This is a genomic window from Martelella alba, assembly GCF_005217455.1.
Taxonomy (GTDB): Bacteria; Pseudomonadota; Gammaproteobacteria; order Enterobacterales; family Enterobacteriaceae; genus Acerihabitans.
In genome coordinates, this window is sequence record NZ_SZPQ01000028.1 from 13,666 (window position 1) to 37,321 (window position 23,656).

Annotated in this window: 24 protein-coding genes; 21 read left to right on the top strand and 3 right to left on the bottom strand. The window is 52.5% G+C overall.

Annotation, left to right across the window (positions count from 1 at the left end; translation table 11 throughout):
• The first annotated feature begins 3 nt into the window (after positions 1-3).
• The 11 genes from atpA to phoU all read left to right on the top strand — a co-directional run bounded on the left by atpA (position 4) and on the right by phoU (position 13,014).
• The gene (atpA, locus tag FCN80_RS17660) at positions 4-1,545 is read left to right on the top strand and encodes a F0F1 ATP synthase subunit alpha (RefSeq protein WP_136991494.1); all 1,542 of its coding nucleotides are present in this window, start codon (positions 4-6) and stop codon (positions 1,543-1,545) included.
• A 50-nt stretch (positions 1,546-1,595) separates the two neighbouring features.
• Entirely contained in the window at positions 1,596-2,462 is an 867-nt protein-coding gene (gene atpG, locus FCN80_RS17665) for a F0F1 ATP synthase subunit gamma (RefSeq protein ID WP_136991495.1), read from the top strand.
• A gap of 30 nt (positions 2,463-2,492) precedes the next feature.
• Positions 2,493-3,878, top strand: a complete 1,386-nt coding sequence (atpD, locus tag FCN80_RS17670) for a F0F1 ATP synthase subunit beta (protein ID WP_230492750.1) — start codon at positions 2,493-2,495, stop codon at positions 3,876-3,878.
• 20 nt (positions 3,879-3,898) lie between these two features.
• On the top strand, positions 3,899-4,321 hold the full coding sequence (locus tag FCN80_RS17675; RefSeq protein ID WP_136991497.1) for a F0F1 ATP synthase subunit epsilon: 423 nt from the start codon (positions 3,899-3,901) through the stop codon (positions 4,319-4,321).
• Positions 4,322-4,806: 485 nt separating this feature from the next.
• A complete protein-coding gene (gene glmU / locus FCN80_RS17680; RefSeq protein ID WP_136991498.1) occupies positions 4,807-6,192 on the top strand; it encodes a bifunctional UDP-N-acetylglucosamine diphosphorylase/glucosamine-1-phosphate N-acetyltransferase GlmU in 1,386 nt (461 codons plus the stop codon).
• A 190-nt stretch (positions 6,193-6,382) separates the two neighbouring features.
• On the top strand, positions 6,383-8,215 hold the full coding sequence (gene glmS / locus FCN80_RS17685; protein ID WP_136991499.1) for a glutamine--fructose-6-phosphate transaminase (isomerizing): 1,833 nt from the start codon (positions 6,383-6,385) through the stop codon (positions 8,213-8,215).
• A 198-nt stretch (positions 8,216-8,413) separates the two neighbouring features.
• Positions 8,414-9,460 carry a phosphate ABC transporter substrate-binding protein PstS gene (pstS, locus tag FCN80_RS17690; RefSeq protein ID WP_136991500.1) on the top strand — a complete coding sequence of 349 codons (1,047 nt, stop codon included), beginning with the start codon at positions 8,414-8,416 and terminating at the stop codon, positions 9,458-9,460.
• Between the two features lie 82 nt (positions 9,461-9,542).
• On the top strand, positions 9,543-10,502 hold the full coding sequence (pstC, locus tag FCN80_RS17695) for a phosphate ABC transporter permease PstC (protein WP_136991501.1): 960 nt from the start codon (positions 9,543-9,545) through the stop codon (positions 10,500-10,502).
• The gene (gene pstA, locus FCN80_RS17700; protein ID WP_136991502.1) at positions 10,502-11,395 is read left to right on the top strand and encodes a phosphate ABC transporter permease PstA; all 894 of its coding nucleotides are present in this window, start codon (positions 10,502-10,504) and stop codon (positions 11,393-11,395) included. The genes pstC and pstA overlap by 1 nt, the downstream gene beginning before the upstream one ends.
• Before the next feature lie 42 nt (positions 11,396-11,437).
• Positions 11,438-12,214 (top strand): phosphate ABC transporter ATP-binding protein PstB, encoded by a 777-nt coding sequence (pstB, locus tag FCN80_RS17705; protein WP_136991503.1) that lies wholly within the window; start codon positions 11,438-11,440, stop codon positions 12,212-12,214.
• Positions 12,215-12,228: 14 nt separating this feature from the next.
• Positions 12,229-13,014, top strand: coding sequence for a phosphate signaling complex protein PhoU (phoU, locus tag FCN80_RS17710; protein WP_136991504.1), 786 nt, complete (start codon positions 12,229-12,231; stop codon positions 13,012-13,014).
• 126 nt (positions 13,015-13,140) lie between these two features.
• On the opposite strand, the gene yieH is transcribed toward phoU, so the two are convergent.
• On the bottom strand, positions 13,141-13,824 hold the full coding sequence (gene yieH, locus FCN80_RS17715; protein WP_136991505.1) for a 6-phosphogluconate phosphatase: 684 nt from the start codon (positions 13,822-13,824) through the stop codon (positions 13,141-13,143).
• 278 nt (positions 13,825-14,102) lie between these two features.
• On the opposite strand from yieH, the gene FCN80_RS26905 reads away from it, so the two are divergent.
• The 9 genes from FCN80_RS26905 (at position 14,103) to FCN80_RS17755 (ending at position 21,058) form a co-directional block, all read left to right on the top strand.
• On the top strand, positions 14,103-14,219 hold the full coding sequence (locus FCN80_RS26905; protein WP_230492751.1) for a PTS sugar transporter subunit IIB: 117 nt from the start codon (positions 14,103-14,105) through the stop codon (positions 14,217-14,219).
• A 6-nt stretch (positions 14,220-14,225) separates the two neighbouring features.
• The gene (locus FCN80_RS26910; RefSeq protein ID WP_230492752.1) at positions 14,226-14,384 is read left to right on the top strand and encodes a PTS sugar transporter subunit IIB; all 159 of its coding nucleotides are present in this window, start codon (positions 14,226-14,228) and stop codon (positions 14,382-14,384) included.
• Between the two features lie 4 nt (positions 14,385-14,388).
• The gene (locus FCN80_RS17725; protein WP_136991506.1) at positions 14,389-15,762 is read left to right on the top strand and encodes a PTS galactitol transporter subunit IIC; all 1,374 of its coding nucleotides are present in this window, start codon (positions 14,389-14,391) and stop codon (positions 15,760-15,762) included.
• A complete protein-coding gene (locus tag FCN80_RS17730; protein ID WP_136991507.1) occupies positions 15,762-16,217 on the top strand; it encodes a PTS sugar transporter subunit IIA in 456 nt (151 codons plus the stop codon). Before FCN80_RS17725 ends, FCN80_RS17730 begins: the two co-directional genes overlap by 1 nt.
• A 48-nt stretch (positions 16,218-16,265) precedes the next feature.
• A complete protein-coding gene (locus FCN80_RS17735) occupies positions 16,266-16,568 on the top strand; it encodes a helix-turn-helix domain-containing protein (RefSeq protein WP_136991508.1) in 303 nt (100 codons plus the stop codon).
• 198 nt (positions 16,569-16,766) lie between these two features.
• Positions 16,767-17,798, top strand: a complete 1,032-nt coding sequence (locus FCN80_RS17740) for a HoxN/HupN/NixA family nickel/cobalt transporter (RefSeq protein ID WP_136991509.1) — start codon at positions 16,767-16,769, stop codon at positions 17,796-17,798.
• A gap of 620 nt (positions 17,799-18,418) precedes the next feature.
• Positions 18,419-19,447, top strand: coding sequence for a pyridoxal-phosphate dependent enzyme (locus tag FCN80_RS17745; protein WP_136991510.1), 1,029 nt, complete (start codon positions 18,419-18,421; stop codon positions 19,445-19,447).
• A gap of 93 nt (positions 19,448-19,540) precedes the next feature.
• Positions 19,541-20,254 carry a hypothetical protein gene (locus tag FCN80_RS17750; RefSeq protein WP_136991511.1) on the top strand — a complete coding sequence of 238 codons (714 nt, stop codon included), beginning with the start codon at positions 19,541-19,543 and terminating at the stop codon, positions 20,252-20,254.
• 192 nt (positions 20,255-20,446) lie between these two features.
• A complete protein-coding gene (locus FCN80_RS17755) occupies positions 20,447-21,058 on the top strand; it encodes a DUF3313 family protein (protein WP_136991512.1) in 612 nt (203 codons plus the stop codon).
• A gap of 131 nt (positions 21,059-21,189) precedes the next feature.
• Here the strand turns inward: FCN80_RS17755 and FCN80_RS17760 are convergent, their stop codons facing one another.
• Positions 21,190-21,405, bottom strand: a complete 216-nt coding sequence (locus tag FCN80_RS17760) for a DUF378 domain-containing protein (RefSeq protein ID WP_136991513.1) — start codon at positions 21,403-21,405, stop codon at positions 21,190-21,192.
• A 384-nt stretch (positions 21,406-21,789) separates the two neighbouring features.
• Complete coding sequence (locus FCN80_RS17765; RefSeq protein WP_136991514.1) at positions 21,790-22,116, bottom strand: hypothetical protein; 327 nt, start codon at positions 22,114-22,116, stop codon at positions 21,790-21,792.
• Between the two features lie 49 nt (positions 22,117-22,165).
• Here FCN80_RS17765 and FCN80_RS17770 point away from each other — a divergent pair, with 49 nt between their 5' ends.
• Positions 22,166-23,545, top strand: coding sequence for an aspartate aminotransferase family protein (locus FCN80_RS17770; RefSeq protein WP_136991515.1), 1,380 nt, complete (start codon positions 22,166-22,168; stop codon positions 23,543-23,545).
• Positions 23,546-23,656: the final 111 nt, after the last annotated feature.

Here is a 23,656-nt window from a genome sequence, read left to right on the forward strand (position 1 = left end):
AGCATGCAACTGAATTCCACCGAAATCAGCGAACTGATCAAGCAGCGCATTGCTCAGTTCAATGTGGTGAGCGAAGCTCACAATGAAGGTACCATCGTTTCCGTGAGTGACGGGATTATCCGCATTCATGGTCTGGCCGAGGTCATGCAGGGCGAAATGATTTCTTTGCCCGGCAACCGTTACGCCATAGCCCTTAACCTGGAACGCGACTCGGTCGGCGCCGTGGTGATGGGCCCTTATGGCGATCTGGAAGAAGGCCATAAGGTTAAATGTACCGGCCGTATTCTCGAGGTGCCGGTAGGCCGCGGCTTGTTGGGCCGCGTGGTGAACACCCTGGGCGCGCCCATAGATGGCAAGGGTCCGGTGGAGCATGACGGTTTCTCGCCGGTCGAAGCTATCGCCCCAGGCGTTATCGAACGTCAGTCGGTCGATCAGCCGGTGCAGACCGGCTATAAGTCCGTCGACGCCATGATCCCCATCGGCCGCGGGCAACGTGAATTGATCATCGGCGACCGTCAGACCGGTAAATCCGCGCTGGCAATTGACGCCATCATCAATCAGCGCGATTCCGGCATCAAATGTATTTACGTCGCCATCGGCCAGAAAGCGTCTACCATCGCCAATGTGGTGCGTAAACTGGAAGAACACGGCGCGCTGGCCAATACCATCGTCGTGGTGGCCACCGCATCCGAATCCGCCGCGCTACAATATCTTGCGCCTTATGCCGGTTGCGCCATGGGCGAATACTTCCGCGACCGCGGCGAAGACGCGCTGATCATTTACGATGATTTGTCCAAACAGGCGGTCGCCTATCGGCAAATTTCGCTGCTGCTCCGTCGTCCGCCGGGACGTGAAGCTTATCCAGGGGACGTTTTCTACCTTCACTCCCGTTTGCTGGAACGGGCTTCCCGTGTCAACGCCGAATATGTCGAGGCGTTTACCAAGGGAGAAGTGAAAGGCCAAACCGGTTCACTGACGGCGCTGCCGATCATCGAAACCCAAGCGGGCGACGTATCCGCGTTCGTTCCGACCAACGTGATCTCCATTACCGACGGTCAGATCTTCCTGGAAACGAACCTGTTTAATGCGGGTATCCGTCCGGCGGTCAACCCCGGTATTTCCGTTTCCCGTGTGGGCGGCGCCGCGCAGACGAAAGTCATGAAGAAGCTGTCCGGCGGTATCCGCACGGCATTGGCCCAGTACCGCGAGCTGGCCGCGTTCTCTCAGTTCGCTTCCGATTTGGATGAAGCGACTCGCAAGCAACTGAACCATGGACAGAAAGTCACGGAACTGTTGAAACAGAAACAGTACGCGCCCATGTCTGTGGCCCAGCAATCGCTGGTGTTGTTCGCAGCGGAACGCGGCTATCTGGAAGACGTGACTTTGGCGAAAGTCGGTGATTTCGAAGCCACATTGTTGGCCTACGCCGAGCGCGAGCAAGGTGAACTATTGCAACAAATCAACCAGACCGGCGCGTACAACGATGATATCGAAGGCAAACTGAAAAGCCTGCTCGATAACTTCAAGGCGACCCAGACCTGGTAATGCGATATGGCCTGTTCCGGCAGGCCATAATGCCATGAGGAGAAGCAAAGATGGCCAGCGCGAAAGAGATACGAGGCAAGATCGCCAGCGTCCAGAACACGCAGAAGATCACGAAAGCGATGGAGATGGTGGCCGCTTCCAAAATGCGCAAGTCGCAAGAGCGCATGGCGGCCAGCCGTCCCTATGCGGAAACGATGCGTAATGTGATAGGTCATCTGGCGTTGGGGAATCTGGAATACAAGCATCCTTACCTGGAAGATCGCGACATCAAGCGCGTCGGGTATCTGGTGGTGTCCACCGACCGTGGCCTGGCTGGCGGCCTGAACATTAACCTGTTCAAGAAAGTGCTGGCGGACATGAAGGACTGGAGGGAAAAAGGCGTTGAGGCGGAGTTGGCGTTGATCGGCTCCAAAGGGGTGTCTTTTTTCAATACCATCGGTTGTAAAGTGGTTGCCCAGGTCACTGGCATGGGGGATAACCCCACGCTGTCGGAACTGATCGGTCCGGTAAAAGTCATGCTGCAAGCTTATGACGAAGGCCGCTTGGATAAGCTCTATATCGTCAGCAATAAATTCGTTAATACCATGTCCCAGGTACCGCAACTTTTACAGATTTTACCGCTGCCGCCTGCGGAAGACGATGAAAATCTTAAGAAAAAAACCTGGGATTATCTGTATGAACCTGATCCTAAGTCGCTGCTGGACACATTGTTGCGTCGTTATGTGGAGTCGCAGGTTTATCAGGGCGTTGTCGAAAATCTGGCCAGTGAACAGGCCGCGCGCATGGTAGCGATGAAGGCCGCAACGGAAAACGGTGGCAACCTGATCAAAGAGTTGCAGCTTGTTTACAACAAGGCCCGTCAATTCAGCATTACTCAGGAAATCACCGAAATCGTTTCGGGAGCCGCCGCGGTTTAGGTTTAGGGTTACGAATTACGTAGAGGATTCATGATGGCTACTGGAAATGTTATCCAGGTTATCGGCGCCGTGGTTGACGTCGAGTTCCCTCAAGATGCCGTGCCGAAAGTGTATAGCGCTCTTGAAGTGGAAAACGGTGCCACCAAGTTGGTGCTGGAAGTTGAACAGCAATTAGGCGGCGGCGTGGTACGTTGCATCGCCATGGGCTCATCCGACGGTTTGCGCCGCGGCCTTGAAGTAACCAACCTGGAACGTCCGATTGAAGTTCCGGTGGGCAAGGCCACACTGGGACGCATCATGAACGTCCTGGGCCAGCCGGTGGATATGAAAGGCGATATCGGCGAGGATGAACGCTGGTCCATCCATCGCCAGGCGCCGAATTATGAAGAGTTGTCCAGCGCGCAGGAACTGCTGGAAACGGGCATCAAGGTTATCGACCTGATGTGTCCGTTCGCCAAGGGTGGTAAAGTCGGCCTGTTTGGCGGCGCCGGCGTGGGTAAGACCGTTAATATGATGGAGCTTATCCGCAATATCGCCATTGAACATTCCGGTTATTCAGTCTTTGCCGGCGTGGGCGAGCGTACCCGCGAAGGGAATGACTTCTACCATGAAATGACCGATTCGAACGTTATCGACAAGGTATCGTTGGTGTACGGGCAGATGAACGAGCCGCCGGGAAACCGCCTGCGCGTGGCTCTGACCGGTCTGACCATGGCCGAGAAATTCCGCGATGAAGGTCGCGATGTCTTATTGTTTATCGATAATATCTACCGTTATACCCTGGCCGGTACCGAAGTATCGGCGCTGCTGGGCCGTATGCCCTCGGCCGTGGGTTACCAGCCGACGCTGGCGGAAGAAATGGGCGTTCTCCAGGAACGTATCACGTCCACCAAGACCGGATCCATCACCTCCGTGCAGGCCGTTTATGTTCCCGCGGATGACTTGACCGACCCGTCGCCAGCCACCACCTTCGCCCACCTTGACGCTACCGTGGTATTGAGCCGTCAAATCGCCTCTTTGGGTATCTACCCGGCGGTTGACCCCCTCGACTCCACCAGCCGTCAGTTAGACCCACTGGTCGTCGGGCAAGAGCATTATGACGTGGCCCGTGGCGTGCAGTCTATCCTGCAGCGTTACCAGGAACTGAAGGACATTATTGCCATCCTGGGGATGGACGAGTTGTCGGAAGACGACAAACTGGTGGTGTCCCGCGCCCGTAAGATCCAGCGCTTCTTGTCCCAGCCATTCTTCGTCGCCGAAGTCTTTACCGGTTCGCCGGGTAAATATGTTCCCCTAAAGGATACTATTCGTGGCTTTAAGGGCATCATGGACGGCGAATATGATCACCTGCCGGAGCAGGCGTTCTATATGGTGGGTTCCATTGATGAAGCCGTGGAAAAAGGCAAGAAACTGTAACGCCGCGAGAGGAGGGTGACATGGCTGCACATACTTACCATCTGGACGTCGTCAGCGCGGAACAGAAAATGTTTTCCGGGTTGGTACAGAAAATCCAGGTGACGGGAAGCGAGGGCGAGCTGGGTATCTACCCCGGTCACGCGCCGCTGCTCACTGCCATCAAGCCCGGTATGGTGCGTATCGTTAAAGAGCACAACGAGGAAGAGTATATCTACCTTTCCGGCGGCGTGCTCGAGGTGCAACCCTCCGTTGTTACCGTGTTGGCCGATACCGCCATTAGAGGCAAGGACCTTGATGAAGCGCGCGCCATGGAGTCCAAACGCATGGCGGAAGAGCATATCAATAATTCCCACGGTGATGTGGATTATGCTCAGGCTTCAGCGGAACTGTCCCGGGCTATCGCTAAACTGCGGGTTATTGAGCTGACTAAAAAGGCAATGTAATCAGCAGATTATTAATATTGAAAAACCGGTCATGTCGACCGGTTTTTTTTTGGGGAAATTCGCATATTTATAAATTATAATTACTTGTAAAATAAATTATACACTTAAGAAGATCCTTTCCCGTAGTACAGGCAAATACCATCACACTCTCGTTGTGAGAATTCGGATCATCACCGCACTCGTTAGGTAATTCACCATTCCATGACAAATACAATCGATAATGCCCTGAGAAATCCCGCCCTTATTTTTTGCCTAAAAAAAAGTCTGCCCATTTCCAGGGCTTTACCAGGCCATTTTGACCGGATTTCCGCGCCTTAATCCCCCGCAGGTCGCCATCAATTGCCCATTCCATCAGGTTCGGGGTACTATTTTGATCGGGCCGGGTATTTCGCGACCATAAAGCATTTTTCGGACCAAAATATGTAGTAATCCCGCTTATGAACGGGTTTACTTTCCACTATTGAACGTGATTCATCAGGATGGTTATGTCGAATCGAGCAATGAGCGTGGTCATACTTGCCGCGGGCAAAGGCACCCGCATGTATTCCGATTTGCCCAAAGTCCTGCATCCGCTGGCGGGCAAACCGCTGGTAAGCCATGTCATCGACGCTGTCAAAGGTTTGGATGCCGAACGTATACACCTGGTTTTCGGTCATGGCGGCGAGCTATTACGGGAACGGCTTGCGGGCAGCGATACCCGGCTGAGTTGGGTGTTGCAATCAGAACAACGGGGCACGGGACATGCGGTGCAACAAGCCGCGCCATTTTTGCTTGATGATCAGGATGTGCTGATTCTGTATGGCGATGTGCCGCTAATTACGCCGGATACCCTTAAACGCCTGCTGGCGGCGAAACCGGCCGGCGGCATCGGCCTGCTGACCATCACGCTGGACGATCCCACCGGTTACGGGCGGATTGTCCGGGAAAATGGCCGGGTCACCCGGATTATCGAGCAAAAGGACGCCAGCGAAGCCCAGCGTCGGATTAACGAAATCAATACCGGTATTCTGGTGGCCGGCGGCGGCGATTTGAAGCGCTGGCTGGCTAAGCTGAACAATAACAATGTTCAGGGGGAATATTATCTGACCGACATTATCGCCATGGCCGCCGACGAAGGACGATGGATTGAAACCGTGCAGCCCGGTTATGCCTGGGAAGTGGATGGCATAAACAACCGTCTGCAATTGGCAACGCTGGAACGGATTTATCAACGGCAGCAGGCGGAAAAGCTGCTGTTGGCGGGCGTGATGTTAACGGATCCGGCGCGCTTTGATCTGCGCGGCGAACTGATCTGTGGCAGTGATGTCCTTATTGATACCAATGTGATTATCGAAGGGCGGGTCAGTTTGGGCAAAAACGTCAGCATAGGTACCGGCTGCGTGCTGAAGGATTGTGATATTGGCGAAAACGTCGTGATAAGCCCTTATACGGTTATCGAAAACGCGGTTTTGCGCGCCGACAGCACCGTTGGGCCTTTCGCCCGTTTACGCCCCGGCGCGGAGCTGGATGAAGGCGCCCATGTCGGCAATTTTGTTGAAATGAAGAAAGCCCGGCTGGGCAAGGGATCCAAAGCCGGTCATCTGAGCTATCTCGGTGATGCGGATATCGGCGCCGGCGTGAATATCGGCGCTGGCACCATTACCTGTAACTACGATGGCGCCAACAAACACCGAACCGTGATTGGCGATGATGTGTTCGTCGGTTCCGACACGCAATTGGTCGCCCCGGTTAACGTGGCCCGTGGGGCGACCATCGGCGCCGGCACGACGGTGACCCGTGATGTGGCGGAGAACGAATTGGTGTTGAGCCGGGTGCGGCAAACCCATATTGACGGTTGGCAACGGCCGGTGAAAAAAAAGCGTACTGAATAATTATACCCCCATTCTACAGGCTCGGGGAAAACCGGAAAAACCGGTATTAATAGCCTATTCCGGTAGGCTGGACGTCGGATCAAGGCATCGACATGGCATGATTACACTGAGTGCTTCAAATCGCGGCAAAACCATTGTGGCGCGTTTTGAGAAATGATGAGTATGAAGCCGTTCATTCAGGATAATAAAGATGTGCGGAATAGTGGGTGCGGTCGCTCAACGCGATATCGCCGAAATATTGTTAGAAGGGTTACGCCGGCTCGAATACCGCGGATATGATTCCGCTGGACTGGCTGTGGTGGATAATGAAGGACATTTGCAGCGCCTGCGCAGGGTAGGTAAGGTCGCCGCCCTGACAAGGGCGGTCGAAGCGTCGCCGTTGCCCGGCGGCACGGGGATAGCCCATACCCGTTGGGCCACACATGGCGAACCCTCTGAAGCCAATGCGCATCCCCATGTCTCGGGCCATATTGTGGTGGTGCATAACGGTATTATTGAAAATCATGAAATCCTGCGCGATGAATTGATTGAACAAGGCTATCGCTTTGTCTCCGAAACCGATACCGAAGTCATTGCCCATATGGTGGATTGGGAGCAGCGCCAACGGGGCGGTACTCTGGCCGAGGTGGTTTTGCGGGTGATTCCCCGCCTGCGCGGCGCCTACGGTACCGTGATTCTGGATGCCAAGAACCCGGATGTGCTGGTGGCCGCCCGTTCGGGAAGTCCGCTGGTCATTGGCCGGGGCGTGGGTGAAAACTTCCTGGCGTCCGACCAATTGGCATTATTGCCCGTCACTCGCCGGTTTATCTTCCTTGAGGAAGGCGATATCGCCGAAATTACCCGCCGTACCGTCAGCATTTGGGATAGCCGCGGTAATCCAGTGGAACGGCCGGAAGTCGAGTCGCAGGTAAAATATGATGCCGGCGATAAAGGCATTTACCGGCACTATATGCAAAAAGAGATTTTTGAACAGCCGCAAGCGGTCAAGAATGCACTGGAAGGCCGTTTCAGCCATGGGGAAATTTTGTTGCCGGAATTGGGGGAGGCAGGCGACAGCCTGCTGTCCCAGGTGCAAAATATTCTGATTATCGCCTGCGGCACCTCATTTCATTCCGCCATGGTGGCGCGTTACTGGTTTGAGGCCTTGGCCGGTATCCCCTGCGATGTGGAAATCGCATCGGAGTTTCGTTACCGCAAATCCGCCGTTCGGCCCGGCAGCTTGATCATCACCCTTTCGCAATCGGGCGAAACCGCCGATACATTGGCGGCGTTGCGCCTGACTAAAAATCTCGGTTATCTGGGGTCTCTGGCCATTTGCAATGTGCCGGGCAGTTCTCTGGTACGGGAATCGGATACGGCATTGATGACTAAGGCCGGCACTGAAATCGGTGTGGCCTCCACCAAGGCTTTTACTACTCAGTTAACGGTATTGCTGATGCTGGTGGCCAAAATTGGCCGTCTGCAAGATATGGAGCAGCGTGTCGAACAAGGCATTGTACATGCCCTGCAATCATTGCCGGCGCGAATCGAACAGATGCTGGCGCTGGATAAGGCTATTGAGAGCCTGGCGGAAGGTTTTGCCGAAAAACAGCATGCCTTGTTCCTCGGTCGGGGAGAGTTGTACCCCATCGCCATGGAAGGGGCGCTCAAGCTGAAAGAAATTTCCTATATTCATGCCGAAGCTTATGCGGCGGGGGAATTGAAACACGGGCCGCTGGCGCTTATCGACAGCGAAATGCCGGTTGTCGTTGTTGCGCCGAACAATGAATTGCTGGAAAAACTGAAATCCAATATCGAAGAGGTTCGCGCCAGGGGCGGCTTATTATATGTCTTCGCCGATCAGGACGCCGGTTTTGTCGATGACGACACGATGAAAATCATTCCGTTACCGCATGTGGAAGATATCGTCGCGCCGATTTATTATTGCTTACCATTGCAATTATTAGCTTATCATGTAGCCTTAATAAAGGGTACTGACGTGGATCAGCCGCGTAATTTGGCGAAATCCGTCACTGTCGAATGAGTTCAGTCGCCTTTAGGATGAGTCTCTCTATGGCCCTCGTGCAGGGCCATTTTCGCGGTCTTCCCTTGGGTTCTTTGTCATAAAAACGTCACATTACTGACATGTCGCTGTCACCTGTTTGTCCTATTTTCCTTCCTGCAGCTCTATAATGAAGAAAATCGGCCATTGGCCATTTTTGAATATCCCACAGGAGGGATTATGAAACTGATGCACACCGCTGTTACCAGTCTTGTTGCAGCAACTTTCGCCATGGCGAGTTTCACCGCCTCTGCTGTCAGCGTGACCGGTGCCGGCGGCACATTCCCCGCCCCTGTCTACGCCAAATGGGCTGATACCTATCAAAAAGAAACCGGCAACCAGGTTAACTATCAAGGTATCGGTTCTTCGGGCGGCATTAAGCAGATTGAAGCGAATACCGTGGATTTCGGGGCTTCCGATGCGCCGCTGAAAGACGCTGACCTTAAACAAAACGGCCTTTTTCAGTTTCCCACCGTGATTGGCGGCGTGGTAATGGCGGTTAATTTGCCCGGCATCAAATCCGGTCAGCTAACGCTTGACGGCCACACGTTGGGTGAGATTTATCTGGGTAATATCAAGAAATGGAATGACCCGGCCATCACCAAGTTGAATCCTGGGGTGAAATTGCCGAATCAAAGCATTGCCGTGGTTCGCCGCGCCGACGGTTCGGGTACCTCTTTTGTCTTCACCAGCTACCTGTCCAAAGTGAATGCCGGTTGGAAGGAAAAAGTCGGCGCCGGCACAACGGTTAACTGGCCGGTCGGCCTGGGCGGTAAAGGCAATGATGGCGTGGCCGCTTTCGTACAGCGTCTGCCTGGCGCCATCGGCTATGTTGAATACGCCTATGCCAAACAGAATAACCTGCCTTATACCAAGCTGATTTCCGCTGACGGCAAACCGGTGGAACCGAACCAGACCAATTTCAGCAATGCCGCCAAAGGCGCCAACTGGCAGGAATCGTTCGCGCAGGATCTGACCAACCAGAAGGGTGATAACGTTTGGCCGATTACCTCCACAACGTTTATCATGTTGCACACCGTACAGACCAAGCCGGAACAAGCCAAAGCCGTATTCAAGTTTTTCGACTGGGCTTATAACAAAGGGGGTAGCGAGGCAACTGCTCTTGATTACGCCACTCTGCCTGCGTCAGTGGTTGAGCAGATCCGCGCGGCCTGGAAAGCCAATATCAAAGACAGTAACGGTCACGCGCTTTACCCTGTAAAATAAGTCATAATAATGTGCTAAGTCTGTTGTGTTTCGTCCCTTCCCGTTCCGGGAAGGGATAACGAACCCACTAAAAGAGTATTCTATGGCTGTTAATAAGCCGGCACAACATGCCCCCGGTAAACAAGGCGACTTGATTTTTGGATCACTGGTCAGACTTGCCGCCCTCATCACGCTGTTAATGTTGGGCGGCATTATCGTCTCTTTGATCTTCGCATCCATGCCAAGTATCGAGAAATTCGGCTTTTCGTTTCTCTGGACCAAGGAATGGGACCCGCCCGGCGAACAGTTTGGCGCTCTGGTGCCTATTTACGGTACATTGATGACCTCGCTTATCGCGCTGATCATAGCGGTGCCGGTCAGTTTCGGTATAGCTTTGTTCCTGACCGAGCTGGCGCCTAACTGGCTGAAACGGCCGCTGGGGGTGGCAATCGAATTGTTGGCCGCTATTCCCAGTATTGTTTACGGCATGTGGGGGCTGTTTGTCTTTGCTCCGCTCTTCGCCACATATTTTCAACAACCGCTGGGCGATGTGCTTTCGGCGGTTCCTTTTGTCGGCATGTTTTTCGAAGGACCGGCTTTCGGTATCGGTATCCTGGCCGCCGGCGTGATACTGGCCATTATGATTATCCCCTATATTTCCGCCGTCATGCGGGATGTGTTCGAACAAACGCCGGTGATGATGAAGGAATCGGCCTATGGGATCGGTTGTACCACTTGGGAGGTGATTTGGCACATCGTTCTGCCTTTCACCAAGAATGGCGTTATCGGCGGCGTCATGTTGGGGTTGGGGCGGGCGCTGGGCGAAACCATGGCGGTAACCTTTATCATCGGCAATACCAACCAGTTGACCAGCCTCTCGCTGTTTATGCCCGGTAACAGCATTACCTCGGCGCTGGCGAACGAATTCGCCGAGGCTTCGGCGGGGTTGCATACCGCCGCCCTGATGGAATTGGGCCTGATTCTGTTTGTGATAACCTTTATAGTGCTGGCCTGCTCCAAGTACATGATTATGCGTTTAGCCAAAAATGAGGGGGCGAAATAATGGCGACGTTAGATAATCAATTGCCCCAATCCGCTTCGCAAATGGCGGCGCGGCGTAAACGGCAGGCCTGGCGCCGGCAAAAAAACCGGCTGGCGCTGTTTTTGTCCCTGGTGACCATGGCTTTCGGCCTGTTCTGGTTATGCTGGATATTATTCACCACCATAAACCGCGGCTTTGAAGGGTTTTCCTGGGCGTTATTCACCCAAATGACGCCGCCCCCCAATACTGCCGGCGGCGGCTTGGCCAACGCTATTGTCGGTAGCGGCCTGTTGATACTCTGGGCCACCATATTCGGTACGCCGCTGGGGATCCTGGCGGGAATTTATTTGGCCGAATACGGCCAAAAATCCTGGCTGGCGGAAGTGATTCGTTTTATCAACGATATCCTTTTGTCCGCGCCGTCCATTGTGATCGGCTTGTTCGTATACACGCTGGTGGTGGCCAAGATGGAGCATTTTTCCGGCTGGGCGGGCGTTATCGCGCTGGCGTTGTTGCAAGTGCCTATTGTTATTCGAACCACTGAGAATATGCTGCGGCTGGTGCCCGATACCATGCGGGAAGCGGCTTATGCGCTGGGCACGCCCAAGTGGAAGATGATCTCCGCCATTACGCTTAAAGCGTCCACCTCGGGAATCATCACCGGGGTATTGCTGGCGGTGGCCCGTATCGCCGGCGAAACGGCGCCGCTGCTGTTCACCTCGCTTTCCAACCAGTTCTGGAATACCGATTTGATGCAGCCTATCGCCAACTTGCCTGTCACCATATTCAAATTTGCCATGAGTCCGTTTCCGGAGTGGCAGGAATTGGCATGGGCCGGGGTGTTGCTTATCACCCTTTGCGTGCTGTTCCTGAATATTATCGCACGGATCCTTTTCGCCCAAAAAACCAATTAGCGTTAGGCGCCAGTGCGTCTATGATTGAAAGAGAGAGTGTGCATGAGCAGGATAAACAACGCCACCGACAGTAAAATCCAGGTCCGTGATCTGAATTTTTATTACGGTAAATTCCATGCGCTTAAGAATATCAGCCTGAATATCGCCCGGAATCAGGTAACGGCATTCATAGGTCCGTCCGGTTGCGGTAAATCCACCTTGTTGCGCACTTTCAACAAGATGTACCAGTTATATCCCGATCAGCGCGCGGAAGGAGAAATTTTGCTTGATGGCGAGAATATCTTGGCCGACAAAAGCGATATCTCATTGCTGCGCGCCCGGGTTGGCATGGTTTTCCAGAAGCCGACGCCGTTTCCGATGTCCATTTATGACAATATCGCGTTCGGGGTGCGTTTATTCGAGAAGTTATCCCGAACGGAAATGGAAGAGCGGGTTCAATGGTCGCTGACCAAGGCAGCCTTGTGGAGCGAGACCAAAGACAAGCTACATCAAAGCGGTTACAGTTTATCCGGGGGGCAGCAGCAGCGGTTGTGCATCGCGCGGGGTATCGCTATTCGCCCCGATGTGCTTTTGCTGGATGAACCTTGTTCGGCGCTCGATCCCATTTCGACGGGACGGGTGGAGGAATTGATTTCCGAGCTGAAAGCGGATTATACCGTGGTCATCGTCACGCATAATATGCAACAAGCCGCGCGATGTTCGGATCATACGGCGTTTATGTATCTCGGCGAGCTGATTGAATTCAGCGATACGGACAGTATTTTTACCGCACCGAAGAACAAACAGACTGAAGATTATATTACTGGCCGCTATGGTTAATAACGGGATATATCATGGATAATCTGAATCTCAACAAACACATTTCCGGCCAGTTCAATGCTGAACTGGAGCATATCCGCACCCAGGTCATGGCTATGGGCGGGCTGGTGGAACAACAGCTTACCGATTCTATCAGCGCCATGCATAACCAGGATGAAGAACTGGCCAAGCGGGTGGTAGCCGGCGATAGCAAGGTGAATTTGATGGAAGTGGCTATCGATGAGGCTTGCGTGCGCATCATCGCCAAGCGCCAGCCCACCGCCAGCGATTTACGCCTGGTGATAGCCATTATCAAAACCATTTCCGAACTGGAACGCATTGGCGATGGCGCCGACAAAATTTGCCGCACCGCGCTGGAAAAATATTCACAGCAACACTTGCAAATGCTGGTCAGTCTCGAGTCGCTGGGCCGGCATACCATTCAGATGCTGCACGATGTATTGGATGCTTTTGCCCGCATGGATCTGGATGAAGCCATTCGTATCTATCGCGAGGACAAAAAAGTCGATAAGGAATACGAAGGCATTGTCCGCCAGCTCATGACTTATATGATGGAAGATCCGCGAACCATTCCCAGCGTACTGACCGCATTGTTCTGCGCGCGCTCCCTCGAACGTATCGGCGATCGTTGCCAGAATATTTGCGAGTATATTTTTTATTTCGTTAAGGGGCAGGATTTTCGCCACTTGGGCGGCGACGCATTAGAGACGCTGTTGTCCGGTAAAGACTTGAACCAGGATTTCTCGGCCCAGGAACCGCCGGCGCCCCCTCTTGCCGACTCAACGCCGCCGACGGAGTAACGACGGGCGCGTAAACGCCGGCGACGGTTGTCGTTTAGCATACCGGTGTCTTGTCCGTGTCGGCTGCATCAACGCAGTCGACAAAATGGCAGCTCAAAATATAACAAGGACAGACATTGTCCTTTCTCAGGCGAAGCCCTCCGGCGCCCGCGTCAGAATCCAGCCGCGTTCCCGCCACAACGCCGGCAGTTGCCCCATATCATCGAATCGGGTCACCAGCGGATGGTCTATCGGTGGGTTATGCGGGTCGGCGCAATAATAGAATACTGGAATACCCGCGCCGATGCCGGCCCGGACGCCGGATACCGAATCCTCCACCAGTATGCACTGGTTTGTTTCCACCGCCAGTTCGGTGGCCGCATGGCGAATCAGGGCCGGATCCGGTTTCCATTTGCCAAGATCATAACCGCTGTATAAGCGATCTTGGAAAAAAGGCAGTAACTGGGTCAGTCCGAGTGAATGGCGCATTTTGTTCACCGGTCCGTTGGAGACGACCGCCAGCGGCACGATGATTTGCCGCAATAATTCGCGTATGCCGGCAATGGGTTGCAAACGTTCTTCAAATAACCGGGCCACCTCGTCGCGATAATCCTTTTCCAGTTGATTCACCGGTTGTTCGAGCGTATGGCGCTGCTTGACGGTATCGATAATGGTATAGAGGCTAACGCCTTTGAATTCCTTAATGACCTCTTTCAACGTCATATGAACGCCATATCTGGCCAGCATGATGACATAAGCCTCGCAGCAGAGGATTTCGCTGTCCACCAGCGTACCGTCGCAATCAAATAAAACGCATTTTATTTCTGACATTCTTTCCCTGCCTTAGTGATCGAGCACACCATCCTTACTTTACCGTGGTGTATACGTCAAGTTTCACCCCATCCCCACTTGGGTAATTCTACACAGTGAAGAATTCACATAAAAAAGCGTAAAATCATAAAAATTGTTTAAAAACATATAATTAATAATATGCATTAATTTTACATGGTCATTATTTTCTCACGAAGTGTGTAAAATTACACACTGATCACATTTACTCATTACTTTACATGTTTTAATCATTCCACATCTTCGAATGGGAACCTGATATGAAACATATGATGATCTGCTGCGGCGCCGGCGTGGCCACCAGCACCGTAGCGTTAAAAAAACTGGAAGCCTATCTGCAAAGTGAAAACCTGTTGGATAAAGTCCGTATTTCCTAGGGGACAGTGGCTGAAGCCGCCACCCGCCACGATCTGGACTTTATCGTTTCCACCTCGCCGGTGAAAGTCCCGGTACCCGTCGTCAACGCTTTACCCCTACTGACCGGCATGGGTGCCGATAAAGTCTTCGGTAGCGTAAAAGAACTGATTCTCGCCGAGGGTTGATTCCATGTTTATCATTGATTATATCGTAGGCTTGGGCGCATCGGTTATGATGCCGTTGATTTTCATCCTGCTGGGCCTGATTCTGCGCTTGCCGGTCGCCAAATCCATTAAGGCCGGTTTGATGGTCGGTATCGGATTTATCGGTCTTAGCATTATCGTTAGTCTGATGATCGATTCACTGACGCCTATCAGTAACGCCATCGTGCAACGTTTCGGGCTGCATTTGACGGTACTGGATATGGGGTGGCCCGCCGCCGCCGCGGTGGCCATGGGCACCCGGGTGGGCGCGCTGGTGATTCCCGTGTGCGTAGCTATCAATATACTGATGCTGTATACCAAAACCACCCGGATTCTGAATGTGGATATCTGGAATCTGTGGCATCACGCCTTTGCCGGTTCATTAGTGGCGATTATCACTGACAATTTGTGGCTCGGCGTATTGGCCGCCGGACTCAATTGCATTATCACCATGGTCCTCGCGGACCGGACCGCCAATGATGTGGAAAAGTATCTGAATCTGCCGGGCATCTCGGTACCGCACGGTTTTTCCGTTTCATTCGTGCCCGCCGCCTGGCTGGTGAATTTTATCGTCGATCGAATTCCCGGCGTGCGCGATATCAAAATCGATACCGACGTTATCCAGAAACGGTTGTCCATTTTGGGCGATCCCGCCTGTCTGGGCGCGATTATCGGCGCGATACTGGCGATTATCGCCGGCGTTGACGTCAAAACCATCCTGCAGACCGCCATCACCATGGCCGCGGTCATGACCATCATTCCGCGTATGGCCAAAATGCTGATGGAAGGGGTCTATCCCATTAGCGAACGCATTCAGGAAATCGCCCAGTCGCGCGCCGGTTCGTTCGGCAAAATTTCCACCGGCCTGGATTCGGCGGTCAGCGTTGGTCATCCGGTCACCTTGTCGGTATCCATGCTTATGATACCGGTGATGCTGATCCTGGCGGCCATTATTCCCGGCAACCAGTTCCTGCCTTTCGCCTCCCTGACCGGGCTGCCGTTCGCCTTTGTTCTGGTTACCGCTGTGTGTCGCGGCGACATGTTCCGTACCCTGTTGACCGGACTGATTACCCTGAGCCTCGCTTTGTTAATAGGGACCTCGCTGGCGCCCTTGGTGACCAGCACGGCCGTTAGTACCGGTTTTTCATTGCCCCATGGCGCCACCAGCATCAGCAGTGTGGACTATGCCGGCGCCATGCTGCCGTGGGCCGTGATTAAAGGGTTCAGTTTCAAGACGGCGGGTATCGGCGTGGTCATACTCTGCACGCTGGCTCTGGCGGTCTGGAATCGTAAGAAAATTCAAAGCGAAGATGACGCGCTGGCGCAAACCGGCGCCGTGCAAACGGAGGAGCATCGCTAATGTTGTTCGACGCCAAACGTATTTTTACTCTCGATCAGGTCGACAGCCGCAACGCGCTATTGGCCCGCCTGGCCGACAGCCTTTATCGGGATGGCTGCGTCAGGGAAAGTTTTCTCACCGGCGTGCTGGAACGGGAAGCCGTTTATCCCACAGGCATCGATATGGAGACCCATAGCGTCGCCATACCGCATACTGAATTCGAGCATGTGGTCAGCACCGGTTTCGCCATTGCCATTAATCGCGCCGGCATTCAGTTTCACCGTAGCGACGACCCCGATAGTGTTGTCCAGCCGGCCGTGGTGGTGTTGATGGCCATCGATCCCACTTGTGAAAAAGTGGCGGTCATCCAGTCTTTGTTTGCGTTGTTGGCCGATATTGAGCAGGTTAACAAAATTACGCAAAATACTCCTGAGGAGAATGCAAAATTGTTCACCGCGGCCATCGCTACCCGTTAGAATAAAAACGGACATTCCCGTTGACCGAGCAAGACCCAGAGAGTCGCGATGTTAAGAATAAGCCAGGTGATTGAAATCGCGAGAGTCAGTCGCAAGACAGTGTATAACGCGATCAACAGTGGCCGGTTAAAATATCAGCTGGTGACGCTGGATAACCGTCAGGTACGGATGTTTGACGAAAATGACGTCCTTGACGCGTTTCCCAAAGCCAATCGCACCTCCCTGGAGGTGCAGGCCCTGCAACAAGAAATCGCGGCCCTGAAATTTGCGCTGGCCGAATTGCAAAAGGCGGTGGATGCCATGGATCCCGCCAGTCAGGTGGCCATGATTTCCGCCGAGCCCAAAAAATAGCGTTATCCTCCCTTAATTATCTTAAAAATTATTTTCATCATTAATGATGTAAGATCAAAAAAAATTTTTTATGATCGGTGTAGTTTGTGTTATGAATCCATTTTCCTTTATGCTGGTCGGACAGGACGGTCCAACGGCATGAGCAGATAGAGCTCACATGCTTCTTCAAAAAAAACGCACAAGCAAAAAGGTTGAAAAATGATCCCTTCCCTGTCTTTGCCCACCAGAAGAAAAGCGCTGGTTTTGCTGGTATTGCTGCTGGTTGTCAATCTGGCCGCCTGGCTATGGGCGCTCATGGTTTTCCAGCAAAGCACCGCGTTGGTTGGGGCGGCGTTACTGGCATACAGCTATGGATTGCGCCACGCGGTGGATGCGGATCACATCGCCGCTATCGATAATGTTACGCGCAAGCTGATGCAACAGGGGCAACAGCCGGTGTCTGTAGGCGCCTATTTTTCTTTGGGACATTCCACCATCGTTGTGCTGGCCTGTGCCGCCATTGCGGCGACATCCCTGGCTTTCCAGGGACAAATGGGTTGGATCCATGATTATGGCGGCATTGTCGGCACAGCGGTTTCCGCGCTCTTTCTGCTGATTGTCGCTTTTATCAATCTGATGATTTTGCGAACGGTATACAAGACTTTTCAGCGCGTTAAACGAGGCGGCGCGGCGGGTGGGGATATGGATGCCTTGTCCGAACGCAACGGCGGTTTGATGACCCGGCTTTTCCGTTTCGCCTTCCGGTTCGTTAATAAAAGCTGGCAGATGTATCTGGTGGGGTTTTTATTTGGCTTGGGTTTCGATACCGCCACGGAAGTCGGGCTATTAGGTATTTCTGCCGCTGGGGCGGGTTCGGGCATGTCGATGTGGTCGATTATGATATTTCCGGTATTATTCGCCAGCGGTATGGCGCTTATTGATACGCTGGATAATTTCGTTATGGTGGGCGCCTATGGCTGGGCGTTCGCCAAACCGGTACGAAAGCTTTATTACAATATGACCATAACGGCCACCTCGGTATTCGTCGCCCTGTTTATTGGCGGGCTGGAAGCCCTGGGCCTTATTAGCGATCAATGGAGTTTGCATGGCGGCATCTGGAATATTATCGGAAATCTTAACGATAATATGGGCAATGTCGGTTATTGGATTATTGCGTTGTTTGTGTTGTTCTGGATTATTTCTATTTTGAATTTCCGCTGGCGTCAATACGATAAATTAATCTCCCAATAATCCCTGCGCGCATGGGCCACCGGGTGTCCTGACATCCCTGTGGCCATGGAGTATATGGCCCATGGGCGAACCTCCACGATACCCGTCATAATTCAGTCGTCTCTTGGTTGGCGGCGCTTGCCCGCCCCAGTCGCAAAGTGATCTTTGCTCCTGGGGACGATGACAGACATCTTGTCTTTCACCAAAGGCGCGCCATGGGCGGTTCACATTCGTTCCCGACGAATTTGTCGCGCGCTTGCCGTTGCGGCGCGACTTGACGTATTTAGCCTATAATAATATATTTATTTAGACATCATTGACAGAATGCCCAATATGGCGCTAATAATATTAATCTCTCGGTTGCGGCTTGCAATATCAAGGGTATTGATCTGAGATGGAAGTGTTTTAATCTCGTTAGCGCATTCAATTCTTCTCAGAATAAATACTCTAATTACGTCGAGTTGCATCTCGGCGGCAAGTGGGCGAGTCCCCAGGCACATAGCTGACTTTGTGACTGGGGCGAAACAAGCGCCGCCACCAAAGAGGCGACTTGACGTCCGACGAATCTCTTTATCGGCAGAAATCAGCACGTAACTGAGAGAACACGCATCGCAAAGGAAGTCGTTTATTAAGGAAAAATAATGAATTTCGATGTATTCAATGCCCAGGATGGCGTTCCGGATCCGTCTCGTGCGCTGGCCATGTTTCCCCGGCTGGTATCGTTTTACGATGGTCTTGGCAATACGCCGTTGGAGGCGGTGCCAGGGCCCGCGGATGGCGCTCGCATCATGGCGAAAATGGAGTTCAACAACCCGTTCGGTTCCGTCAAGGATCGCACCGCTTTCGGCATCTTCTGCGATGCCGTCAATCGTCATGATTTTCACAGGCAACCGCTAAAATTGCTGGATGCGTCCGGCGGCAACATGGGACGGGCATTGGCCAAAATATGCCAGCTCTGCGAGATTCCCGTGCATCTGGTCATCCCGGATTCGTCGCCGGATACGTTGATTGCCATGTTGCGTGACGCAGGCGCTGAGCTTACGCTGGTTGATCGCCGGTATTTTTTATTGGGTATGATTGCCCGCGCCCAGGAAATCAAACAGCAAAACCCGGAATGGACGCTGCTGTCCCAGCATTTGAATCTGGCCAATGTGGCGGTTCATCAGTATCAGACCGGCCGGGAGATCATTTGCCAATTAGGGGATAACAAGGCTGATGGCTGGGTGGCGGCGGTGGGGACGGGAGGGACCCTGTCTGGCGTATTCGCGGCGCTGTCCGCGGAAAATCCCGCTTTGCGCGTTCAGGGGACCACGCCTAAAGAAATGCCTTACGCTACCTTGTCTCCCCCTGACGGACGGGATAAATTCGCCGGCGCGGGCGGAATGGGCTTCGGTTTCCGTCAGCCGTTCATCGACCGTATGAATCGGAAAAATATCCCTTTTTGTCACGTAAGCTGGCAAGAATCCCTAAGCGGGATGTATGAGTTCTACCGATTGACCGGCGTTCGAATCGGCGCTTCGGCAGCGGCCAACTGGAAAAGCGCTTATCAACTGGCGCAAACAATGGACCCCGACCACGTAGTGGTGACATTGTTTGCCGATGCCGGCAGCGACAGCGACCGCGAAAAAGGCAAGGCGTTTTTTTCCCAGTTGGAACCTGTGCATACCTGACGCCGGAAGGCTTCCTTTATACACGGGATGTGATGGGCGACATCGCGGGGCTTGCGCCATTCCAGGTATGACAATCTTTCGCAAGGATCAGCAATGAAAATCATGAAGGAAAATGCTATCGCTTCCGTCGCCGCGCCGGTTGCGCCGAATCCACCCGATAACGCTCGCCCCGACGATTTTATCCAGCGGCTTAGCTATGCCGGTCAATCTCTGACGCCTATTTTCAACCGTGTATATCGCGTCGGCGGGGATTGGTTGCAGAGCGTAAATCGACTGGTTGCGATGGCGATGGTCGGCGCCCTGATCGCCATCAATAACGGCATACAGTGTGTTAGCGAGTATTTGTACAGAAAGTTTATCGATTCCGATGAATGTCAGACGGGGTCTATTCATGGAAAGTTGATGACGAGGGCGGCTTATATTGTAGATGAATTGGCCATTCCCCTGGAAACGGAATCCGAACGTCGGCAAGGCATTGGCGGCACGCTGGAACAACTGGTCTACCGTATCGGTTGCGCTGTCCATCAATTGGCGAGGTTTTCGCCGGCGGGGCCGATAAGTCCAGCGGAAACGGAGGCGAAAACATTGCTGGTAACCGACTACGCCAGCCCTGGATTACAGGCACTGTTTCATCTTTATGATAACCGGACGGGCGAGGGTATTTATGAAAGCGCGGTATTGATCCTGGCGGCCAATATTGGGGCGCGGCTGGGTGATCGACGAGCGTGCGCCGAAGAGCGGCGCGACATTCAATCGCTGAAAGTGCTTTGGGATATTGTTATTGCCGCACGCTACCTGTCTGATTGATTACCCGCCGGTTATGCGCGGCGATGACCGGAAGGATTTATGGCGTTCGCCGCGCGTAATGACGGGTGGCACGGCAAAGCCGATAACGTTATTATCTGATAAGCAGTAAAGCAGTATCGAGAGTCTAAGTTTTTAACGCAAAGATGCCGATAACGAGGAATTACCTTTGCCGGTTGCCTGTCGGAGTTTTACATGCGATACCGTCGTTCCAACCATTTCCCCCGTCCTGTCGGCAAGCTCTGGCTGGCAATGGCGCTTATCCTGCTGTCTGCTTGCAGTACCGATATGCCTACCCGGCAAAGCGGTTTTCTAAGCGATTATCATCATTTATCGCCGATGACAGTGGCGGGAGGACAGGCTTTAAAGAGTGATGTTCCGGTGGATCCCGCCCATATCACCATTACAGATATTCAATGGCGGGTAAAAGACGATCATTTAACGCCGACAGAGCGAAACGATCTGCTCAATACGCTGCGTAGTGAATTGCAAACGCAGTTGAATCATCTACCCGCGAATCCCGGCGGCCGGTCGGCGGATGTGCGCGCCGCAATCACTAACGTCGTCACCGTATCCCCCTCCTTGAACGTATTAAGTACGGCGTTAATCGCCGCGCCGCTCGATAGGGGCGGCGCGGCGGTGGAAATTGAAGCTATCGACAGTCAAACCCGCCAGCAATTGGCCGCATTGAATCTGGGATATTACTCGCCGATGTCCGATATCAAGGCGCGATTCAGTAAGCTTGCCTCAGCGCGCATTGCCTTGGATCACGCATCGGAAGATTTTGGGCAGTTGTTGCGACCTTGATGGGGCGGCATGATGCTCAGTCCTGTGGTGGAAAAGCGCTGCAGGCGATGGCCGGACTCGTTCTATCGGCCGGCATCGCTTGAAGGCTGACCCCAAGGCGGCATTGACTTGATAAGTCACGCCCATAAGCCTTAATGGCTGTGATGCTGTAAAGCGCCCACTTTGGGTATAAAGGTTAACGCATACAAGGCGCAGATGCCGACAATGGTGTAAATGATTCTGGAAACGATGGCTTCCTGTCCGCCAAATAACGCGCCGACCAAATCATAACGGAACAGGCCAACCAGTAACCAGTTCAGACCGCCGACGATCAATAAGACTAATGCGACAATACTTAACGTTTTCATAATACCTCCGGCCATAGAACAAGGATTTACTGCTGATGATGCCCAGTGATCAGTCTGTTCGCTAAAAAAATTATTTTAACACCGCCCATAAAACGCGCATGTCAGTCAGACAGTTATGCTGCCAATACGGGCCTATGGGAAATTAAAAAGACATCCTGTCTTTAACGAAAATGGCCGCCATTGAAGGTTGACGGTGGCCGAAAAGAGTACCGCTCACGGACCATCACTTTGCAATTCAAATTATTAAAACTATATTTTTAGTATATCTGAATTAATGACTTAGATATTGATTGTCAGGACATAACAAGTTAGCTTTAACCACGCCTGGCGGCGAGCGAGCATCTGCGGTGCGTCATTTTCAGCGCCATCCTTTAAGGAATTAGGTCAGTCATGTTGGATTGTAACGAAAAGTGAGTCTGGCATGCCGCCGGCCCGCCGGTCATCACGGCCGGCGCGAAAAGACGGGTTTTGCTCACATCCCATGACGCTTTTTGTCATAATTTCTAACAAAATTTCGTTAATTATTTTTTGGCATCCGATGCGATAATAATGTCTATCCATATGTTTTATAATGTTTTTTTTGAAAATTCTTAATGAACTGTCATCAAGCCATTTGCCGGATGATATAAGAAACATAAACGGCGCTACAACATACCGCGGGAATAATCCTCGCCTTTTCACTTTCCAGATATAATCAGTTTCACTGAACATAATTAGTCACATTGCTAAGGTTTTTTTTCTTGGCCGGAGATGTAATGCCATGACGCTTGTTGAAGCCCGGATGTTGGAAGACGAAGCAAAATATTGTTCATTCGGAGATACGGTTCATTATGTGAATCCACCTAAAATCTTTGAAAGATGTCAGGGAAGCTTCATATTTGATGGGGAAGGCACACCCTATCTTGATTTGCAAATGTGGTATTCCGCGGTCAATTTCGGTTATGCTAATCCCCGTTTAAATGAAGCATTAAAGAAACAAATTGATTTGCTTCCGCAAGTCGCCAGCCAATATCTTCACCCGACCAAAATCGAATTAAGCAAGATCATCGCTCAGGATATGGAACGCAAATTCGGTTTGCCGGGGCGTGTGCATTACAATGTCGGCGGTTCGCAGTCTATTGATGATTCCTTAAAGCTGGTACGCAATTACTGCAATGGTAAAAGCCGTATGTTCGCATTTGAGGGCGGTTACCATGGGCGTACCCTTGGCGCGTCGTCGATTACTTCAAGTTACCGCTATCGTCGCCGTTTCGGTCATTTCGGCGAAAGAGCCCAGTTTATCCCCTTCCCCTATCCGTTCCGTCGCCAGAAAGGCATGACGCCGGAAGAGTATGCCGATAAATTGGTCGCCGATTTCGCCCGCCTGTTCGAGAATGAATACCATGGGGTGTGGGATCCCAAGGTGCAGCAATCTGAATTCGCGGCTTTTTATATCGAACCTATTCAGGGTACCGGCGGTTATGTTATTCCGCCGCGCAATTTTTATAAAGGCCTGAAAAAAGTTCTCGATGACCACGGTATCTTGCTGGTGGTGGATGAAATCCAAATGGGCTTTTATCGTACCGGCAAGCTATGGTCGGTCGAGCACTTTGGCATTACCCCGGATGTGCTGGTATTCGGTAAGGCGCTGACCAATGGCTTGAACCCATTGGCCGGTATCTGGGCCCGTGAAGAAATGATCAACCCGGAAACATTCCCGGTCGGCTCCACGCATTCGACTTTCGCCTCTAATCCCTTGGGGACTGCGGTCGGTCTCGAAGTCATGCATATGCTGGCTGAAAAAGATTATGAATCCCAGGTCATGAAGAGCGGCGCTTATTTCCTTGAAGGATTGAAAACCCTGCAATCCCACCATCCGGAAATCGGCGATGTGGACGGTTTGGGGCTGGCGTTGCGCGCCGAACTTTGCCAAGCTGATGGTTTTACCCCCAATAAAGCGTTACTTGATAAAATGGTGGATATCGGTTTGTCCGGAACACTGGAATATCGGGGACAGAAGACCGGTCTGGTCTTAGATGTGGGCGGTTACTACAAGAATGTCATCACATTTGCGCCGTCACTGGAAATCAGCCGGGCGGAAATCGATCAAGCCATCGAATTGCTGGAACAATTGATCGTTCGCGCAAAACGGGAAATCTGACTGAGTCTGAACAGCTTTTTCATTGAATGAGCGTCACACAGTTGGCAAACTGATTTGGCGTTAAAATTCAGCGCACTTCGAGTGCGCTTTTTTTATTTAGGGTGGGGAAAG

Excerpts from the sequence above, each read along its gene's own strand:
- FCN80_RS17725 (WP_136991506.1), top strand. The coding sequence starts at position 14,389 with ATGTTTATCATTGATTATATCGTAGGCTTGGGCGCATCGGTTATGATG.
- FCN80_RS17735 (WP_136991508.1), top strand. The coding sequence starts at position 16,266 with ATGTTAAGAATAAGCCAGGTGATTGAAATCGCGAGAGTCAGTCGCAAG.
- atpA (WP_136991494.1), top strand. The coding sequence starts at position 4 with ATGCAACTGAATTCCACCGAAATCAGCGAACTGATCAAGCAGCGCATT.
- glmU (WP_136991498.1), top strand. The coding sequence starts at position 4,807 with ATGTCGAATCGAGCAATGAGCGTGGTCATACTTGCCGCGGGCAAAGGC.
- FCN80_RS17740 (WP_136991509.1), top strand. The coding sequence starts at position 16,767 with ATGATCCCTTCCCTGTCTTTGCCCACCAGAAGAAAAGCGCTGGTTTTG.
- glmS (WP_136991499.1), top strand. The coding sequence starts at position 6,383 with ATGTGCGGAATAGTGGGTGCGGTCGCTCAACGCGATATCGCCGAAATA.
- FCN80_RS17675 (WP_136991497.1), top strand. The coding sequence starts at position 3,899 with ATGGCTGCACATACTTACCATCTGGACGTCGTCAGCGCGGAACAGAAA.
- FCN80_RS17770 (WP_136991515.1), top strand. The coding sequence starts at position 22,166 with ATGACGCTTGTTGAAGCCCGGATGTTGGAAGACGAAGCAAAATATTGT.
- phoU (WP_136991504.1), top strand. The coding sequence starts at position 12,229 with ATGGATAATCTGAATCTCAACAAACACATTTCCGGCCAGTTCAATGCT.
- pstC (WP_136991501.1), top strand. The coding sequence starts at position 9,543 with ATGGCTGTTAATAAGCCGGCACAACATGCCCCCGGTAAACAAGGCGAC.
- yieH (WP_136991505.1), bottom strand. The coding sequence starts at position 13,824 with ATGTCAGAAATAAAATGCGTTTTATTTGATTGCGACGGTACGCTGGTG.
- atpD (WP_230492750.1), top strand. The coding sequence starts at position 2,493 with ATGATGGCTACTGGAAATGTTATCCAGGTTATCGGCGCCGTGGTTGAC.
- FCN80_RS26905 (WP_230492751.1), top strand. The coding sequence starts at position 14,103 with ATGAAACATATGATGATCTGCTGCGGCGCCGGCGTGGCCACCAGCACC.
- FCN80_RS17755 (WP_136991512.1), top strand. The coding sequence starts at position 20,447 with ATGCGATACCGTCGTTCCAACCATTTCCCCCGTCCTGTCGGCAAGCTC.
- FCN80_RS17765 (WP_136991514.1), bottom strand. The coding sequence starts at position 22,116 with ATGTTCAGTGAAACTGATTATATCTGGAAAGTGAAAAGGCGAGGATTA.
- pstS (WP_136991500.1), top strand. The coding sequence starts at position 8,414 with ATGAAACTGATGCACACCGCTGTTACCAGTCTTGTTGCAGCAACTTTC.
- pstA (WP_136991502.1), top strand. The coding sequence starts at position 10,502 with ATGGCGACGTTAGATAATCAATTGCCCCAATCCGCTTCGCAAATGGCG.
- FCN80_RS17750 (WP_136991511.1), top strand. The coding sequence starts at position 19,541 with ATGAAAATCATGAAGGAAAATGCTATCGCTTCCGTCGCCGCGCCGGTT.
- pstB (WP_136991503.1), top strand. The coding sequence starts at position 11,438 with ATGAGCAGGATAAACAACGCCACCGACAGTAAAATCCAGGTCCGTGAT.
- FCN80_RS17760 (WP_136991513.1), bottom strand. The coding sequence starts at position 21,405 with ATGAAAACGTTAAGTATTGTCGCATTAGTCTTATTGATCGTCGGCGGT.
- FCN80_RS17730 (WP_136991507.1), top strand. The coding sequence starts at position 15,762 with ATGTTGTTCGACGCCAAACGTATTTTTACTCTCGATCAGGTCGACAGC.
- FCN80_RS17745 (WP_136991510.1), top strand. The coding sequence starts at position 18,419 with ATGAATTTCGATGTATTCAATGCCCAGGATGGCGTTCCGGATCCGTCT.
- atpG (WP_136991495.1), top strand. The coding sequence starts at position 1,596 with ATGGCCAGCGCGAAAGAGATACGAGGCAAGATCGCCAGCGTCCAGAAC.